The organism is Pseudomonas sp. (assembly GCF_030147005.1).
Classification (GTDB): domain Bacteria; phylum Pseudomonadota; class Gammaproteobacteria; order Pseudomonadales; family Pseudomonadaceae; genus Aquipseudomonas.
On sequence record NZ_JASLAW010000119.1, the window covers coordinates 1 to 16859 of the forward strand.

General features: G+C 61.4%; 16 protein-coding genes. 9 read left to right on the plus strand and 7 right to left on the minus strand.

What is annotated here, in order from left to right:
• Positions 1–149: 149 nt before the first annotated feature.
• The 4 genes from Q1V60_RS10625 to antA form a co-directional block, all read right to left on the minus strand.
• Positions 150–1553, minus strand: a complete 1404-nt coding sequence (locus tag Q1V60_RS10625; protein WP_300630073.1) for an amino acid permease — start codon at positions 1551–1553, stop codon at positions 150–152.
• A gap of 71 nt (positions 1554–1624) precedes the next feature.
• Positions 1625–2632 carry an anthranilate 1,2-dioxygenase electron transfer component AntC gene (gene antC / locus Q1V60_RS10630; RefSeq protein WP_300630075.1) on the minus strand — a complete coding sequence of 336 codons (1008 nt, stop codon included), beginning with the start codon at positions 2630–2632 and terminating at the stop codon, positions 1625–1627.
• A gap of 130 nt (positions 2633–2762) precedes the next feature.
• Positions 2763–3254 (minus strand): anthranilate 1,2-dioxygenase small subunit, encoded by a 492-nt coding sequence (gene antB / locus Q1V60_RS10635; RefSeq protein WP_300630077.1) that lies wholly within the window; start codon positions 3252–3254, stop codon positions 2763–2765.
• Positions 3254–4645, minus strand: coding sequence for an anthranilate 1,2-dioxygenase large subunit (gene antA, locus Q1V60_RS10640; protein WP_300630079.1), 1392 nt, complete (start codon positions 4643–4645; stop codon positions 3254–3256). Before antA ends, antB begins: the two co-directional genes overlap by 1 nt.
• Positions 4646–4957: 312 nt before the next feature.
• On the opposite strand from antA, the gene Q1V60_RS10645 reads away from it, so the two are divergent.
• Positions 4958–5950 carry a helix-turn-helix domain-containing protein gene (locus tag Q1V60_RS10645; RefSeq protein WP_300630081.1) on the plus strand — a complete coding sequence of 331 codons (993 nt, stop codon included), beginning with the start codon at positions 4958–4960 and terminating at the stop codon, positions 5948–5950.
• Between the two features lie 36 nt (positions 5951–5986).
• Here Q1V60_RS10645 and Q1V60_RS10650 read toward each other — a convergent pair whose 3' ends face one another.
• A complete protein-coding gene (locus Q1V60_RS10650) occupies positions 5987–6862 on the minus strand; it encodes a LysR family transcriptional regulator (protein WP_300630083.1) in 876 nt (291 codons plus the stop codon).
• Between the two features lie 114 nt (positions 6863–6976).
• Here Q1V60_RS10650 and Q1V60_RS10655 point away from each other — a divergent pair, with 114 nt between their 5' ends.
• From Q1V60_RS10655 to catA, 3 genes are read left to right on the plus strand one after another with little or no spacing between them, the layout of a single operon-like run.
• Positions 6977–8104: a muconate cycloisomerase family protein gene (locus Q1V60_RS10655; protein ID WP_300630085.1), complete on the plus strand. Its 1128-nt coding sequence runs from the start codon at positions 6977–6979 to the stop codon at positions 8102–8104.
• A 12-nt stretch (positions 8105–8116) separates the two neighbouring features.
• Positions 8117–8407: a muconolactone Delta-isomerase gene (gene catC / locus Q1V60_RS10660; RefSeq protein ID WP_300630086.1), complete on the plus strand. Its 291-nt coding sequence runs from the start codon at positions 8117–8119 to the stop codon at positions 8405–8407.
• 41 nt (positions 8408–8448) lie between these two features.
• Entirely contained in the window at positions 8449–9378 is a 930-nt protein-coding gene (gene catA, locus Q1V60_RS10665; protein ID WP_300630087.1) for a catechol 1,2-dioxygenase, read from the plus strand.
• Between the two features lie 61 nt (positions 9379–9439).
• On the opposite strand, the gene Q1V60_RS10670 is transcribed toward catA, so the two are convergent.
• On the minus strand, positions 9440–9913 hold the full coding sequence (locus Q1V60_RS10670) for an Lrp/AsnC family transcriptional regulator (protein ID WP_300630088.1): 474 nt from the start codon (positions 9911–9913) through the stop codon (positions 9440–9442).
• A 167-nt stretch (positions 9914–10080) separates the two neighbouring features.
• Between Q1V60_RS10670 and kynU the strand changes: the two genes are divergently transcribed.
• Positions 10081–11331 (plus strand): kynureninase, encoded by a 1251-nt coding sequence (gene kynU, locus Q1V60_RS10675; protein ID WP_300630090.1) that lies wholly within the window; start codon positions 10081–10083, stop codon positions 11329–11331.
• A gap of 69 nt (positions 11332–11400) precedes the next feature.
• Positions 11401–12807, plus strand: a complete 1407-nt coding sequence (locus tag Q1V60_RS10680; protein ID WP_300630091.1) for an amino acid permease — start codon at positions 11401–11403, stop codon at positions 12805–12807.
• Here the strand turns inward: Q1V60_RS10680 and Q1V60_RS10685 are convergent.
• A complete protein-coding gene (locus tag Q1V60_RS10685; RefSeq protein WP_300630093.1) occupies positions 12753–13649 on the minus strand; it encodes a LysR substrate-binding domain-containing protein in 897 nt (298 codons plus the stop codon). The genes Q1V60_RS10680 and Q1V60_RS10685 overlap by 55 nt on opposite strands.
• A 298-nt stretch (positions 13650–13947) precedes the next feature.
• On the opposite strand from Q1V60_RS10685, the gene Q1V60_RS10690 reads away from it, so the two are divergent.
• From Q1V60_RS10690 to Q1V60_RS10700, 3 genes are all read left to right on the plus strand, one after another.
• The gene (locus Q1V60_RS10690; RefSeq protein ID WP_300630095.1) at positions 13948–14712 is read left to right on the plus strand and encodes a sulfite exporter TauE/SafE family protein; all 765 of its coding nucleotides are present in this window, start codon (positions 13948–13950) and stop codon (positions 14710–14712) included.
• Between the two features lie 40 nt (positions 14713–14752).
• Positions 14753–15649, plus strand: a complete 897-nt coding sequence (locus Q1V60_RS10695; protein WP_300630096.1) for a LysR family transcriptional regulator — start codon at positions 14753–14755, stop codon at positions 15647–15649.
• Positions 15650–15752: 103 nt separating this feature from the next.
• Complete coding sequence (locus Q1V60_RS10700; protein WP_300630097.1) at positions 15753–16646, plus strand: NAD-dependent epimerase/dehydratase family protein; 894 nt, start codon at positions 15753–15755, stop codon at positions 16644–16646.
• Positions 16647–16859 lie beyond the last annotated feature (213 nt).

A 16859-nucleotide genomic window follows, 5' to 3' on the forward strand; every position in this document is an offset into this window, starting at 1 on the left:
CTGTGGCGAGGGAGCTTGCTCCCGTTGGGGCGCGAAGCGGCCCCAAAAATGGGACTGCTACGCAGTCCAGCGGGAGCAAGCTCCCTCGCCACAGGGACCGGTTCTGTCTTAACTGACTGGCATTAGGGCAAGCCCGGCTCCCACAGGCGTTACGGTACGCTCACCAGCGCATTGCTCTTGCGGACTCGCAGCCGATACGCAACGTAGATAATCCCCACCCACACCGGCATCGCATACACCGACTCGCGAATCCCTGGAATCGCCAGCATCACGCTGATGATCATCAGCATGAACGCCAGGCACAGGTAGTTGCTGAACGGGAACCAGAAGGTTTTGAACGACGGCGTCACGCCTTGCTCGCCCATCGCCTTGCGGAACTTGATGTGGGTGATGCTGATCAACGCCCAGTTGATCATCAGCGAGGCAACTACCAGCGCGAACAGCAACTCCAGGGCACTCTGCGGCGCGATGTAGTTGACCACCACGCACAACATTGTCACCAACGCCGAAATCGCCAGCGCCCGCAGCGGCACGCCTTGCTTGTTGAGCTTCATCAGCGCCTTGGGCGCGTCGCCTTGCTCGGCCAGGCCGAACAGCATGCGGCTGTTGCAGTACACGCCGCTGTTGTACACCGACAGCGCCGCGGTCAGCACCACGAAGTTGAGGATGTGCGCAGCGGTGTCATTGCCGATCAGCGAGAAGATCTGCACGAACGGGCTGCCACTGTAGGCATCGCCCGACGCGCCGAGGGTTTGCAGCAGTTGGTCCCACGGGTACAGCGACAGCAGCACGGCGAGGGCGCCGACGTAGAAAATCAAAATCCGATACACCACCTGGTTGATCGCCTTCGGGATCACCTTGCGTGGCTCGCTGGCCTCGGCGGCGGTGATACCCACCAGCTCCAGGCCACCGAACGAGAACATGATGAACGCCATCGACATCAACAGCCCCATGCCGCCATTCGGGAAGAACCCGCCGTGGCTCCACAGGTTGCTGACGCTCGCCTGCGGGCCGCCGGTGCCGCTGAACAGCAGGTAGCAGCCGAGCACGATCATGCCGACGATCGCCACCACTTTGATGATCGCGAACCAGAACTCGGCTTCACCGAAGAACTTCACGTTCAAGGTGTTGATCAGGTTCACCGCGACGAAGAACACCAGTGCGCTGACCCAGGTCGGGATCTCCGGCCACCAGAATTGGATGTACTTGCCCACGGCCGTCAGTTCGGCCATGCCCACCAGCACGTACAGCACCCAGTAGTTCCAGCCCGCAAGAAAGCCCGCGTAACCGCCCCAGTATTTATGCGCAAAGTGGCTGAAGGAACCGGCCACCGGCTCTTCGACGATCATCTCGCCGAGCTGGCGCATGATCAGGAAGGCGATGAAACCGGCAATCGCGTAACCCAGGATCATCGACGGCCCCGCCGACTTGAGTACCCCGGCCGAGCCGAGGAACAATCCCGTGCCGATCGCCCCTCCCAAGGCGATCAGTTGAATGTGCCGGTTCTTCAGGCCACGCTTGAGGCCCACCGGGTTTACCATGTCATCCGCCATTAACATTCCCTTCTACTTGTTTTTCTTAAGGGTGAGTGCAGGCCGCATCAGCCCCTCAGAAGTGCCGAGGGTCAGATATTACTCTGCGTAAACTTTTCGTAATACAGCTGAACGCCATCAAGTGCCTGATCCGCCAGCCATTGTTGGATCGATTCGACCATCGGCGGGGGGCCGCACACATACATATCCGTCGATCTGTCGCGCAATTGGGCCACGTCGAAATGGTCGGTGAGGTAGCCGCGCTTGCCCGTCCACTGCGGTGAAGCGTCGCTGAGGACTTCGGTGTAGCGGAAGTCGGCGATATTCGACGCATAGCTGCCGATGCGCGCTGCTTCGCACAGGTCTTGCGCACCGCGTACACCATAATAGAGGTGCACGGGATAGGCGCAGCCGTCGGCCGCCAGTTGATCGAGCATGCCCAGCAATGCCGACAACCCGGTGCCGCCCGCGACGAGCACCAGCGGTTGGGTAACGTGCCGCAGGTAGAACGCCCCCAGCGGCGCTTCCATCAACACTTCATCGCCCACTTGGCAGCGCTCGCGCAAATAGTTGCTCATCACCCCGTCGGGCAACAGGCGCACCAGAAACTGCAATTGATCGCGCGGCAGGTTGGCGAAGGAATAGGAGCGCCAACTGTCGGTGCCGGGCACTGACAGCCGCGCATACTGGCCCGGCAGAAAATCCAGTGGTGCATCCACTCGCAGCTGCAGGATCGCCGTGCTGGCCGACACCAACTGCACCTCGCTCACCGTACCGCGCACCTGCACCGGCCCCGGCGCATTGCACAAGCTCGAATCAAAGTCGAAGTAGAAGGTTGCGTCGGACTTTACTCGCGTCTGGCAACTGAGCATTTTGCGCTGTTGCAGGTCCAGGCTCGACAGCGCTTCCTCGTCGACATAATCCTGGGTGTAATCGCCGGACTCGCAGCGCCCCTGACAGGTGCCGCACACGCCTTCACGACAGTCCAGCGGGATGTTGATGCCGTTGCGCAGGGCCGCGTCCAGCAGGATTTCATTGGCGCTTACCGGGAAGAACAAGGTCTTGCCATCGGCAAAACTGAAGGCCACTTTGTGGTTCATCTCTACGACTCCGTATAACCGGTGGCGAGGGAGCTTGCTCCGCTGGGCGGCGCAGCGGCTCCAAAAGCCGGGAGCGCTGCGCACTCCAGCGGGAGCAGGCTCCCTCGCCCCACAGGTGTGATGTGCTGGGTCAAAGGTGATAGAAATCCAGCACCGAATTGATCGTGTCGTTGAGCAGCAACGCGTGCTTGCGGGTGATCAGCCAGCTGTCGCCGTGTGGCTTGAGACGGTAAGTGGCAGGCCCGTAGAACTGCTCCGATGTCGCCAGCCGGTAGAACAGCGTGTGCCAGTTCACTTTCACCTCCAGCTCGCCGCCTGCCAGCTCGGCGATACGCACGTTGTTGATCAGGTGCAAGGTGCGCGGCATCGGCGTGGCCGAGGCGGCCTTGCCGGTGCGCAGGCGGAATATGCGATCTTCCAGCCCCGAGCGGTTGGCGTAATAGATCAACGACATCTCGCGCTTGGGGTCCTGGGTGTAGACATGTTCCGAGTCCCATTGCGGCAGGTGGAACTCACTCTGTGGGTCGAACAGCTGCACGTAGGCATCCCAGTCCTGGGCGTCGCACAGTTCGGATTTGCGATAGAAGAATTGCTCGATCTGGTACTGCAACTGGGCATTCATCACTTCACCTCCCGCAGTTTCAGCGCTTGCTGGTCCAGGCCGTTGAGCAGGAACTGCTGCCAGTTGCGGTGCTGGTTGACGTACAGGCCTTCGTGGGTGAACTCGGTGCCGGTCATGGCGGGCTCGATACCAATGGCTTCGCTGTTCGGTGTCGGCCCGGTCTTCCAACGATGGCTGCCGCGTGAGATATCGCTCCAGCGCTCAAGACGGCCCTGGAAACCGCGCTGGGCCTCGCGAAATTCCACCAGGTCATCCGGCGTGCCCATGCCCGAGACATTGAAGAAATCTTCGAACTGGCGAATGCGGTTTTCGCGGTCGGCGTCGGACTCGTTCTTCACCCCCAGGCACTGGCTGATGATCTCGGTCTTGTTCCACGCCAGTGGGCGGATGATGCGCAGTTGGGAGCTGATCTGGTCGAGAAAGAACAGGCTCGGGTAGATATTCAGGTTGCGCAGGCGGTGCATCATCCATTCGGCTTTCGGCTGGCCGTGTTCTGCCACCAGGCGCGGCATGATGGTGGCGTAGCCGGAGCGCACGCTGGGGTTGGGCATGTCGCTGAACAACAGACTGTGGCCGTTGTTGAACGCAAACCAGCCGTCATCGGTGTTGGCGTCGCCGGCGCCGAGTTTGCTGTAGTCCAGGGTGGTGCCGGCACTTGCGCCATTTTCGGTGTTGACCTGCTGGCGATGCTGCACCGTGGCCACGTAGTTGTAGTGCACGGTGCTGACGTGATAACCGTCCAGGCCGTTTTCGTTTTGCAGCTTCCAGTTGCCGTCGTAGGTATAGGCGGACTTGCCCGGCAGCACCTCCAACTCACCGCTGGCGGACTGCGCCACCATCATGTCGAAGAAGACTTTGGCATCGCCGAGGAAATCTTCCAGGCTGTCGCTGCCCTTCACGTCGAGGCTGATAAACACAAAGCCTTTGTAGCTCTCGATGCGCGCCTTTTTCAGGCCGCGTGTGGCTTTGTCGAACCCTTCCGGGTATTCCCCCGGCGCCTTGACCTTCACCAGCCGGCCATCGCTTTTGTAGCACCAGGCATGGAACGGGCAGGTGAAAGTGGACTGGTTGCCCTTGCCGACGCGGGTCAGGGTGGTGCCGCGATGCTGGCAGGCATTGATCAGCGCGTTGAGCCGGCCTTCGCCGTCGCGGGTGATGATCATTGGCTGGCGCCCGGCGCGCATCGTTACGAAGTCGTGGTTATTGGCTAATTCGCTTTCGTGGCAGGCGTAGATCCAGTTCTTCTCGAAGATCAGTTCCATCTCCAGGTCGAACAGTTCAGGCTCGGTGAACATGTCGCGGGCGATGCGGAACACTTCATCCGCCGGGCGAAAGTCCAGGCAACTTTCGATGAAGGTTTTCCACTGTTCAACGTTTCTTGCACCACTCATGGGAGGCACCTTTTTGATCGGGGCTGATGGGTGGCTCATTAGAGGCAGCGGGGCAGGGCGTGGGCTATCCGCATAATCGGGGAACATGGGCCGCAAAGTTGGGCAGCAAATACCCAACACGGTGCGGCGGGGGAACGTGATGGGCTACTGTGATTGCGGGCAAGGGTCGAAAAAACCGGTGCGTTATCCACATAGTCGACCTTTGCTATCCGCCCAGTGACGACCGCGCCGGCGTGGCTTGGAATTTGCTGTCCAACACCGATGACGCGCCGCCAGAGCGCGCAAATGCCTAACCGCCGTGGGTGCCTCCTGATGACCAGCCAGACACGCGATATCCGTATTCAACGCTTCGATCTCGAGGGCGCCCGCAGCTGGATGTCCGGCATCTGCGGGCCCCATCGTCTGGCGACGGCCACGCCGGAACGCCTGCGCTTTCACCACAGCGCCAATGTGTTCAAGTCCCGCGCCACCACCCTGGGCGTGATCGAATACGGCACCGACGTGACCATCGACATCGAAGATGCCGAGCATTTTCGCAGCTACAGCCTGAGCCTGCCGCTGGTTGGCGAGCAGGAGCTGAGCAAGAACGGTGTGCGGCTGAGCTCCAACCGCGACCAAGGGGTGATCATTTCACCCAACGAGCACCAGGTGCTGGCGATTTCCGGTGACTGCCGCAAGTTGCAGGTGGTCATCACACGAGCGGCCATGAGCGAGTCGCTGGAAGGTTTGCTGCAACGGCCGATCGAGGCGCCGCTGCGGTTCGAACCGGTGATGGATGCGGTGGACGGTGCGCCCGCGTCGTGGTGGCGCATGGCGCGTTACTTCATTGCCGAGCTGGAGCACAGCAGCGAGTTATACGAGCACGCCGCCTTTACCCGCGACCTGGAAAGCTCGCTGATCAAGGGCCTGATCCTGGCGCAGCCGAACAATTATTCCGAAGAACTGCGCGATATGCTGGGGGTGAAACTGCCGCATTATCTGGTTCTGGCGCGCCAGTACCTGCACAGCAATGCGCGCGAGGCCGTGCACCTTGAAGACCTGGAAACGGCTGCGGGGGTGTCGCGGTTCAAGCTGTTCGATGCGTTCCGCAAGTACTTCGCGTTGTCGCCCATGGCTTACTTGAAGAAGTATCGGTTGGGGGCCGTGCGCCAGGAAATCCTCGAACACGGCTCCATTCGCACCATCTCCGAAATCGCGTTGGGCTGGGGCTTTACCCATTTGGGGCGGTTCTCGGCGGAGTATCGAAAGCTGTTCGACGAATCCCCCAGCCAAACCCTGCAGCGCAAGCGCCTGCGCGGACTTTGAAGGGGATGAAGATCAAAGCAGGGGGGCCGCGAACTCTCAGATCAGCTCTTCGACCAGTTGCAGGCAATGACTGAGCCCCGGCGACTGGTCATTCACCCGCCGGCTGAGAATGATCGGCGAGGTTGCGGTGGTTTCCACAATCGGCGTGTAGCCGATATCCGCCCGGTGCAGCACCTGCACCGACGCCGGCACCAGTGTCACGCCCATGCCCGCGCCCACCAGGCCCATGGCGGTCTGCAATTCGTTGGTCCATTGCGCCACCTTGGGGCTCAAGCCGTGGGCGTCGAACAACGCGATGACATGGTCGGCATAACTGGGACGGGGATTGCCGGGGTACAGCACAAAGGGTTCGGCGGCCAACTGCGCAAGGGTGGCGGGTGCGCCCAGCAACGGATGGCCGCTCGGCAACACCGCCACCAGTCGATCTTCCACCAGGACACGCTGGACGATGGCCGGGTCGTCGATGCGAATCCGCCCGAAACCCACGTCGATGCGCCCGGCCTTGAGTGCCTCGACCTGCTGCAGGGTGGTCATCTCCGACAACCCCAATTCCAACTCCAGCGACTCATGATTGCGCAGTCGCCGAATCAATTGCGGCAGTACGCCGTACAAGGTCGACGGCGCAAAGCCGATGCCCAGCCAGGTCTTCTGACCCAGGCCGATGCGCCGGGTGCTGTCGCACACCTTGCCCAACTGCTCGAGCAACACATTGGCGTGCTCATAGAAAAATCGCCCGGCCTCGGTCAGCCGCAGCGGACGGCCGCGCTCGAGCAGCACCACGCCCAATTCGTCTTCCAGTTGCTGGATCTGCCGACTCAACGGCGGCTGGGCGATGTGCAGGCGTTCAGCGGCACGGGTGAAGTTGAGGGTCTGGCCCAGTACCTGGAAATAGCGCAGGTGACGCAGTTCCATGTTGGCTCCTTTAATACCTTCAGGGTATTGAACCAGACCAATTCTATATTGGAACCCTTCAAAATCGCAGCACAGAATCGACGCAAACCCATAAAGAACCCAACGGGTATTGCCATGCCGATTTGCCCCATCGAGTCGATCGAAACTATCATCGTCGACCTTCCCACCATTCGCCCGCACAAGCTGGCGATGCACACGATGCAAAGCCAGACCCTGGTGATCATCCGCCTGCGTTGCGCCGACGGTATCGAAGGCATTGGTGAGTCCACCACCATTGGGGGGCTGAGCTACGGCAACGAAAGCCCCGAGAGCATCAAGGTCAACATCGACCGGCACTTCGCGCCGCTGCTGATCGGCCAGGACGCGAGCAACATCAACGCCGCCATGTTGCGCCTGGAGCGGAGCATTCGCGGCAATACCTTCGCCAAGTCGGGTATCGAAAGCGCCTTGCTCGATGCCCTCGGCAAGCGCTTGAACCTGCCGGTCAGTGAACTGCTCGGCGGCCGCGTGCGCGATGCCTTGCCGGTGGCCTGGACCCTGGCCAGCGGCGACACCGCACAGGACATTGCCGAGGCCGAGAAAATGCTCGACCTGCGCCGTCATCGCCTCTTCAAATTGAAGATCGGTGCCGGCGACGTCGGCCATGACCTGGCCCACGTGATCGCGATCAAGCGAGCCCTGGGTGAGCGCGCCAGTGTGCGTGTCGATGTCAACCAGGCCTGGGACGAAGCCGTGGCCCTGCGTGCCTGCAAGGTCCTGGGCGACAACGGTATCGACCTGATAGAACAGCCGATCTCGCGCAATAACCGAGGCGGCATGGCGCGGTTGAACCTGTCGAGCCCGGCGCCGATCATGGCCGATGAATCCATTGAATGCGTTGAGGATGCCTTCAACCTGGCCCGCGAAGGCGCGGCCTCAGTGTTTGCCCTCAAGATCGCCAAGAACGGCGGCCCGCGCGCGGTATTGCGCACGGCGGCGATTGCCGAAGCGGCAGGCATCGGCCTTTACGGCGGCACCATGCTCGAAGGCGGCATCGGCACCCTGGCTTCGGCGCACGCCTTCCTCACGCTGGACAAACTGGCGTGGGGCACCGAACTGTTCGGCCCGTTGCTGCTCACCGAAGACATCCTCACCGAGCCGCCGCTGTACCGCGATTTCCAGCTGCATGTCTCCACCGCTCCGGGCCTGGGCCTGGCGATTGACGAAGAGCGCCTGGCGTTCTTGCGTCGTGACAAACCCTAAGAGGCGCCTGCCATGTTGTTCCACGTAAAGATGACCGTGAACCTGCCGCTCGACATGCACCCCGAGCGCGCCGCCAGCCTCAAGGCCGAAGAAAAAACCCTCGCGCAGCAGCTGCAACAAGAGGGCAAATGGCGCCACCTGTGGCGCATCGCCGGGCACTACGCCAACTACAGCGTATTCGATGTCGAGAGCGTGCAGGCGCTGCACGACCTGCTGATGCAACTGCCGTTGTTCCCCTATATGGCCATCGAAGTGAACGCGCTGTGTCGGCATCCGTCGTCCATCCATGAAGACGACCGCTGAGCCTGTTTCGCACCCAATAATTACAAGATGAGGATTGCACCATGTCCATCCGACTGTCCCAGACTGCCCACGCCCAGCAGTTTCTCGAAGAAGCCAGCGGCAACCTCAATAGCGCCGGAAACCCGCGCACCAAGGCGCTGATCTATCGGATCCTGCGCGACACCGTGAACATCATCGAAGACCTGGAAGTGACGCCGGAAGAGTTCTGGAAGGCGGTCAACTACCTCAACGCGTTGGGCAAAAACCAGGAGGCCGGCCTGCTCGCCGCCGGGCTGGGCCTGGAGCATTACCTGGACCTGTTGATGGACGCCGCCGACGTCGAAGCCGGCAAAACCGGTGGCACGCCGCGCACCATCGAAGGCCCGTTGTATGTGGCCGGTGCGCCGTTGTCCAAATACGAAGCGCGCCTGGACGATGGCCAGGACGACGCCGTGCCACTGTTCATGCGCGGGCAGGTGCGCGACACCGATGGCAACCCACTGGCGGGGGCGATTGTGGACGTGTGGCAGGCCAATACCGGCGGGACCTATTCCTGGTTTGATCCAAGCCAGTCGTCATTCAACCTGCGCCGCCGCATCGAGACCGACGCTCACGGCAATTATCGTTTTCGCAGCATCGTGCCGTCCGGCTATGGCTGCCCGCCGACTGGGCCGACCCAGCAACTGCTCGACCAATTGGGGCGTCACGGGCAGCGTCCTGCGCACATTCACTTCTTTATCTCGGCGCCGGGCCATCGGCACCTGACCACCCAGATCAACCTGTCGGACGACCCGTACCTGCATGACGACTTTGCCTATGCCACGCGCGATGAACTGATCGCCGAGATTCGCTTCAGTGACGATCCGCAACTGGCGCGGGAGTTCGGTGTGGAGGGACGGTTGGCGCAGATTGATTTCGACTTTGAATTGCAGCCTGCGACGGCGCCGATAGAGCAGCATCGCATGCCGCGGGCGCGTGCCCTGGAAGACTGACCAACGCGGTAGAAATGTGGGAGGGGCTTACCGCTCCCACATTGGTTTGGCAGGGCAGGTGCTATTTGCGGATCACCAGATCCAGCACCTCATCGCGATCCTTGATCTTCTGCAACACAATCTCCGAACGTATATCCATTACCCCCGCCGTACGGTTCAGGTGGTTCACGATAAAGTCCGAAAAGTGCTTGAGGTTGCGCGCCTGTACCCGCAGCACATAGTTGCTGGCGCCGGTGATGACATACGCACTGGCCACCTCCGGCCAACCCTGCACCTTTTGGATGAACGTCTCGTGCCAGTCTTCCACATCCTGGCGCAACGACAGGTGCACGATAGCCTCCAGTTCGATACCCAGCTGCTCGGCGTTGAGCACGGCGCGATAGCCGCTGATGACGCCTTCGCTCTCCAGCAGACGCAAACGGCGCAGGCAGGCGGAGGGCGACAGCGCGACTTTTTCCGCCAGTTCCTGGTTGCTGATACGGCCATCCTGTTGCAGGAAATGCAGGAGTCGCAGGTCGGTAGCGTCAAGCATCATGGTTGGAATAAATCCGCGTGTTTTGGGGTTAAATTCGAATTTCCTACAGCTTAAATAGCCGTTCGCCCACCACTTTGCACGAAAATTCTCTAAAAGTTCGTTCATTATTTGGCGCAGCCTTCACATAAAAAAGCCACGATAAAAATTACCAAAATCCAGGACCGCCCATGACCACCCGAAGCCATTGCCAAGCCCTCGACACTCAGGACCCGTTGGCGCCATTGCGCAGCGAATTCGCCTTGCCCGAGGGTGTGATCTACCTCGACGGCAATTCCCTGGGAGCGCGCCCCGTGGCGGCATTGGCGCGGGCGCAACAGGTGATCGCGCAGGAGTGGGGCGATGGCCTGATTCGCAGTTGGAACAGCGCTGGCTGGGCGGACTTGTCCCAGCGCCTGGGCGATCGCCTGGCACCGCTGATCGGTGCGCGCGAGGGCGAGGTGGTCATCACCGATACCACCTCCATCAACCTGTTCAAAGTACTCAGCGCCGCGCTCACCGTGCAGCGCCAGCGCCAGCCTGCCCGCAAGGTGATCGTCAGCGAAGCAAGCAACTTCCCCACCGACCTGTACATCGCCGAGGGCCTCGCCGAGCTGCTGCAACAGGGGTATTCCCTGCGACTGGTCAACAGCCCGGACGAACTGCCCCAAGCCATCGACCAGGACGTGGCCGTGGTGATGCTCACTCACGTCAACTACAAAACCGGCTATATGTACGACATGCGCGCACTCACCGCCTTGAGCCATGAGTGCGGCGCGCTGAGCATCTGGGACCTGGCGCATTCGGCGGGCGCGGTGCCCGTCGACCTGCACGCGGCCGGGGCCGATTATGCGATTGGCTGCACCTATAAATACCTCAATGGCGGCCCCGGCTCCCAGGCATTCGTATGGGTCAACCCCGCGTTGGTGGACCTGGTACGCCAGCCCCTGTCGGGCTGGTTCGGGCATACCCGTCAGTTCGCGATGGAATCCAACTATGCGCCGAGTGCCGGCATCGCCCGCTACCTGTGCGGCACCCAGCCGATCACTTCGCTGGCCATGGTGGAGTGTGGCCTGGAGCTGTTCGAGCGGACCGATATGAGCCGCCTGCGCACCAAGTCCCTGGCCTTGACCGACTTGTTTATCGCCTTGGTCGAAACTCGCTGTGCGGCCCACAACCTTGTGCTGATCACCCCCCGTCAACATGCCCGGCGCGGCAGCCATGTCAGCTTCGAACACCCGCAAGGCTACGCAGTGATCCAGGCCCTGATCGCCCGTGGCGTGATCGGCGACTACCGCGAGCCGCGCATCATGCGATTCGGTTTTACCCCGCTGTACACAAGCTTCACCGAAGTGTGGGACGCCGTGGAAATCCTCGGTGAAATTCTCGACAACAACACCTGGGACCAGCCGCAATTCAAAGTGCGCAACAGCGTTACCTGAGGCTGATGCGGACCAAAATGTGGGGGATCCGCAACACCCGTCAGCACAATAATAAAAGAGGCGCACCACGTGACCACACCACACAATGACTTTGCACACATCACCCACCGCGAACTGGGCCTGAAGCGCCAGCTCACTGCCGGCCAGATGAGCATGATCGCCATCGGCGGCGCTATTGGCACCGGGCTGTTCATGGGCAGCGCCTACGCGATTGGCTATGCCGGGCCCAGCGTGTTAGTGAGCTACGCCATCGGTGCGTTGATTACCTTGATCTTGATGGGTTGCCTGGCGGAGATGACCGTCGCCCATTCCACCTCCGGCTCCTTTGGGGCCTATGCCGAGTTTTACATCAGCCCGCTGGCCGGGTTCCTGGTGCGTTATGCCTACTGGGCGGCGATTGTGCTGGCAGTGGGGGCCGAGGTGACTGCGGTGGCGATGTACATGAAGTACTGGTTCGCCAACGTGCCGGAATGGGTGTGGATCGTGTCGTTTTCCAGCGTGCTGATTCTGCTCAATGCGATCAGCGTGAAGACCTTCGGCAACTTCGAATACTGGTTTTCCACCATCAAGATCAGCGCCATTGTCGGCTTCATCATCCTGGCGGTGTACGTGGTGTTCGGTTCGGGTAATCCGGATTATGGCGTGCAGAACTACACGGCCCATGATGGATTCTTTCCCCACGGGCTGAGCGGGATGTGGATGGCGGTGATCGTGTCGATCTTCAGCTATTTGAGTGTGGAGATGATCGCAGTGGCTGCCGGTGAAGCGGCCGACCCGGAGCGGGCGGTGAAGAAAGCCTTTCGCGCCACCATCGTGCGCCTGGTGGTGTTCTACCTGCTGACCCTGGCGTTGATGCTCGCCATCGTGCCGTGGAACCAGGCCGGTCAGGCCCAGAGCCCGTTCGTCACAGTGATGCAGACCATCGGCATTCCCGGCGCCACCGGGGTGATGAATTTCGTGATTCTGATCGCGGCGTTGTCGGCGATGAACAGCCAGCTCTATATCACCACGCGCATGATGTTCAGCCTGTCCCGCGCGGGGTTTGCGCCCAGGTCCATGGGCGCGTTGAGCAAGAGCGGCATTCCACTGAATGCCTTGCTGCTGTCCAGCTCCGGCATCGCGTTGGCGACCTTGCTCAACCTGGTGTACCCGCAAAGCGCGTTCACCCTGATGATGGCGATCTCGATGTTCGGGGCAATCTTCACCTGGTTCATGATTTTCCTCACGCACCTGTTTTTCCGGCGTTACCGCAAGCGTCATGGCGGGCCGGCGTTGTCCTTCGAGCTGCGCCTGTTTCCGTACAGCACACTGCTGGGGCTGGTGTTGATGGGCGCGGTGATGATCACCACGTATTTCACCGAGGCGTTCAAGATGACCTTGGTGTTTGGCGTACCGTTCCTGCTGATCCTGAGCGCGGTGTATTACGGGTTTTTCCGCAAGGGCAGGGCCAAGGCATCGAACAAGGCCCTGGCATAACCCGGCAGTTGTTCGAACGAGCGCGCGCAGAGCAGCAGTTGGCGACAGGCCCAGTCCTCCTTGAGGGGCAGGGCCTTGATGCGACCTTCCAGTGGCCAGCGGTCCAGGGCGGCCTGGGGCACGATGCCCAGGCCCGCGCCTCGGGCGACCATGCGAATGACCCCATCGAAACCCTCCGCGCGAATGCGCGTTTGCAGGCGAAACCCCGCATGCAGGGCCTGTTCCTCCAGGTACACCGCCAATGCGCTGCTGGCAGCGAGGCCCACATAGTCGTGTTGCAGGCTCTCGACGAAACTCGCTGCGCCGGTCGCCAGCGGATGCTCCAACGGCATGATCAGCAACAGCGGGTCGTCGTGAAAAGGCAGGGTCTGCAGGCCGTACGTGTCGACTGCATCGGAGATGATCCCCAGGTCGGCCGTGCCTTGGCGCAGGGCTTGGGTGATGCGCAGGCTGGGCAACTCCTGCAGGTCGATATCGAGGTTGGGGTGCTCGCGCAAAAAGTCCGCCAGACGTTCCGGCAGGTATTCGCTGAGGGCAGTGGTGTTGCAGAGCAAGCGCACCTGGCCTTTGACGCCGTTGGCGTATTCCGCCAAGTCTTGTTGCAGATGTTCGGCCTGTTGCAGCAACAGGCGGGCGTGACGCGCCAACGCTTTGCCCGCAGGCGTCGGCGTGACCCCGCGGCGGCCACGTTGCAGGAACTCGATGCCCAGTGAAGTTTCCATCGCCCGGATGCGTGCGCTGGCGGCGGCCAGGGACAAATGGCTGCGGGCGGCGCCGGCGGTGATGTTGCCGGCGTCGAGGATGTGCAGGTAGAGGCGCAGGTCGATCAGGTCAAAGTGCATGGCGGAGCTCTCCGTTGATGCGTCTGGCTTCATCGCAGGCAAGCCAGCTCCCACATTGGATCGCGGGCATCAGTCATATAGCTATAGGTTGCCGGGCCGTCACGGGAGCAAGCTCCCTCGCCACAGGTTCAGCGGCGCACCTGGAGTGGCGTAGATACTTTGGCAGGCCGGCTCCCATATTTTGATAGGTGTGGGAGCTGGCTTACCTGCGATGGCGGTTTCAGCCTCACACAAAACAAGAGGCTGGCTCAGTATATGGTGAATTTTCCAACGCCGTGATAACCGCCACACTTGGCCCATGAATACCTTCCTCGCGTTCTACCAGGATATCGGCCCCGCCTTGACCCTGCTTGTGCTCGGCACTTTCATGCTGGCCGGCACCGTTAAAGGGGTGATCGGCCTCGGCCTGCCTACCGTGGCCATGGGCATGCTCGGCCTGGCTATGTTGCCGGCGCAGGCTGCGGCGCTGCTGATCGTCCCTTCAACGGTCACCAACCTCTGGCAACTGGCGTTTGGCGGCCATTTGAGTGCCTTGCTCAAGCGCCTGTGGCCGATGCTGCTGCTGATTTTTCTTGGCACCGGGCTTGGCACGTTATGGCTGGGGATGAGCGGTGGGCCCTGGGTGGGGCGTGCCTTGGGCGGGGCGCTGCTGGTGTATGCGCTGAGCGGGTTGTTTCTGCCCACCTTCCACCTCAAGCCCCGGAGCGAGCGCTGGCTGGGACCGTTGTGCGGGCTGATTACCGGCGTTATCACCTCGGTTACCGGTGTCTTCGTGATTCCTGCGGTGCCGTACCTGCAAGCATTAGGCTTGAATCGCGATCAGTTGGTACAGGCGCTGGGGCTGTCGTTTACCGTGTCGACCCTGGCACTGGCCGCCGGGCTGGCCTGGCGCGGAACCCTCGGTGGCGGTGAAGTCGGCGCGTCGTTGTTGGCACTGGTGCCGGCATTGCTGGGGATGTGGCTGGGCCAGGCGGTACGCCAACGCATCAGTGCGCAGTGGTTCAAGCGGGTTTTTTTCACCGGCATGGCGCTGTTGGGCGGTCATTTGTTGCTGGGTGGTTAATAATGAGCGCGCCTCCGTGAGCCGATCATAAGGACCGCCCGTGAAAGCCCGATCCGATGAACTACAGATCTTTGTCAGCGTGATCGAGTGCGGCTCGATCTCCGCCGCCGCCGAGCAGGTCGGACAGACGCCGTCGGCGGTCAGTCGCACCTTGTCGCGCCTGGAAGCCAAGCTCGACACCACCCTGATCAACCGCACCACGCGGCGCATGGACCTGACCGAAGAGGGCCGGTATTTCTTCGAGCAGGCCAAGGTGATCCTGGCGCAGATGGAAGAGCTGGAAGAGCGCCTGTCGTCACGCCGCGAAAACCCGGCCGGGCGGCTGCGCATCAATGCGGCGGTGCCGTTCATGCTGCACGGGATCATGCCGTACATTGGCGAGTTTCGTGGCCTGTACCCGGATATCCAATTGGAGCTGAACAGCGACGATTTGATCATCGACCTGCTGGAACAAAGCACCGACATTGCCATTCGTATCGGCGCCCTGGCTGATTCCACCCTGCATGCCCGCGCCTTGGGCAGCACGCCGCTGCACATCCTGGCCAGCGCCGAATACCTCAAGCAACACGGCACGCCGACCACTGTCGCCGAATTGGCCGGGCATACGTTGCTGGGGTTCACCCAGACCGACACCCTCAACCATTGGCCGCTGCGTCACGCGCAGGGCGACCGCTGGCTGATCCAGCCGAGCATTGCCGCATCCAGCGGTGAAACGGTGCGCCACCTGGCACTGGAGGGGCAGGGCATTTGCTGCCTGTCCAACTTCATGACCCATAAAGACATCGATACCGGGCGCCTGGTACCGCTCCTGGAAGCCTTCAACAGTGGCTATCGCCAGCCGATTCATGCGGTGTACTACCGCAACTCGCAACTGGCGTTGCGTATCCAGTGCTTCCTGGACTTCATCCAGGCCAAGCTGGCACGGTATGCCGTTTGATTCGTGACTCGCGCGCAAGAGTGAATTGGCCAACGCGGGCTTATTCGACAGCCAGGGGTGGCTGATACTGGGCTCATCACTTACCCAGTCAGGAGCACTCTCCATGAATGTATTCGTTACCGGCGCCGCAGGTTTTATCGGCGGTTCCATCGCCACCGGCCTGATCAAGGCCGGGCACACCGTCACCGGCCTGGTGCGCAGCGCCGAGCAAGCCGCTGAAATGACCGCACTGGGTATCAGCCCGGTGATCGGTACCCTCGATGACGCCGCGGTATTGACCCAACAGGCGCAGCAAGCCGATGCGGTGATCAATGCCGCCAGCAGCGATCATCGTGCCGGCGTCGAAACCCTGCTGGCCGCCCTGAAAGGCTCCAACAAGCCGTTCCTGCACACCAGCGGTTCGAGCATCGTCGGCGACGCGTCAGGCGGCAAGGCCAGTGATGTCATCTATTTTGAGGACAACCTGCCGGAGCCGACCGCCGACAAGGCCGCGCGCGTGGCCATCGATAACCTGATCCTGGCCGCGGCCAAGGCGGGGGTGAATGCTGCGGTGATCTGCAACACGTTGATCTATGGTCACAGCCTGGGCGTGAAGCGCGACAGCGTGCAATTGCCGCGCTTGCTCAAGCAGGCACGCAAGAGTGGTGTGGTCCGCCACGTGGGGCCGGGGCAGAACATCTGGTCCAATGTGCATATCGAAGACGTGGTTGCGTTGTACCTGCTGGCGCTGACGAAGAATGTGCCGGGCACGTTCTACTTCGTGGAAAGCAGCGAGGCGGCATTTATCGACATGACCACTGCCATTGCCCAAGCGCTGAACCTGGGCGAGCCGCAGGATTGGCCATTGGCCGAGGCTGAAGCCGAGTGGGGTTATGAAATGGCCAACTACGGCCTGGGCTCCAACAGCCGGGTGCGTGGCAAGCATGCCCGTGAGCTGCTGGGTTGGGCGCCGAAGCGCACCTCGGTAGTGGAGTGGATTCGCAACGAGATGGTGTGATGTTCGCTTGGTAACGAGGCGCTGCCTTCGCGGGCAAGGCCTAATGCCGGTCAGTTAAGCGCTAAAGCAGAAAAACCTGCGACCTGTGGCGAGGGAGCTTGCTCCCGTTGGACTGCGTAGCAGTCCCATTTTTGGGGCCGCTTCGCGCCCCAACGGGAGCAAGCTCCCTCGCCACAGGTCGCAGGTTTTTCTGCTTTAGCGCTTAACTGACCG

What these genes read in the sequence shown, in the direction of transcription:
- Q1V60_RS10625 (WP_300630073.1), bottom strand. Translation starts at nt 1,553, where the DNA reads ATGGCGGATGACATGGTAAACCCGGTGGGCCTCAAGCGTGGCCTGAAG.
- antC (WP_300630075.1), bottom strand. Translation starts at nt 2,632, where the DNA reads ATGAACCACAAAGTGGCCTTCAGTTTTGCCGATGGCAAGACCTTGTTC.
- antB (WP_300630077.1), bottom strand. Translation starts at nt 3,254, where the DNA reads ATGAATGCCCAGTTGCAGTACCAGATCGAGCAATTCTTCTATCGCAAA.
- antA (WP_300630079.1), bottom strand. Translation starts at nt 4,645, where the DNA reads ATGAGTGGTGCAAGAAACGTTGAACAGTGGAAAACCTTCATCGAAAGT.
- Q1V60_RS10645 (WP_300630081.1), top strand. Translation starts at nt 4,958, where the DNA reads ATGACCAGCCAGACACGCGATATCCGTATTCAACGCTTCGATCTCGAG.
- Q1V60_RS10650 (WP_300630083.1), bottom strand. Translation starts at nt 6,862, where the DNA reads ATGGAACTGCGTCACCTGCGCTATTTCCAGGTACTGGGCCAGACCCTC.
- Q1V60_RS10655 (WP_300630085.1), top strand. Translation starts at nt 6,977, where the DNA reads ATGCCGATTTGCCCCATCGAGTCGATCGAAACTATCATCGTCGACCTT.
- catC (WP_300630086.1), top strand. Translation starts at nt 8,117, where the DNA reads ATGTTGTTCCACGTAAAGATGACCGTGAACCTGCCGCTCGACATGCAC.
- catA (WP_300630087.1), top strand. Translation starts at nt 8,449, where the DNA reads ATGTCCATCCGACTGTCCCAGACTGCCCACGCCCAGCAGTTTCTCGAA.
- Q1V60_RS10670 (WP_300630088.1), bottom strand. Translation starts at nt 9,913, where the DNA reads ATGATGCTTGACGCTACCGACCTGCGACTCCTGCATTTCCTGCAACAG.
- kynU (WP_300630090.1), top strand. Translation starts at nt 10,081, where the DNA reads ATGACCACCCGAAGCCATTGCCAAGCCCTCGACACTCAGGACCCGTTG.
- Q1V60_RS10685 (WP_300630093.1), bottom strand. Translation starts at nt 13,649, where the DNA reads ATGCACTTTGACCTGATCGACCTGCGCCTCTACCTGCACATCCTCGAC.
- Q1V60_RS10690 (WP_300630095.1), top strand. Translation starts at nt 13,948, where the DNA reads ATGAATACCTTCCTCGCGTTCTACCAGGATATCGGCCCCGCCTTGACC.
- Q1V60_RS10700 (WP_300630097.1), top strand. Translation starts at nt 15,753, where the DNA reads ATGAATGTATTCGTTACCGGCGCCGCAGGTTTTATCGGCGGTTCCATC.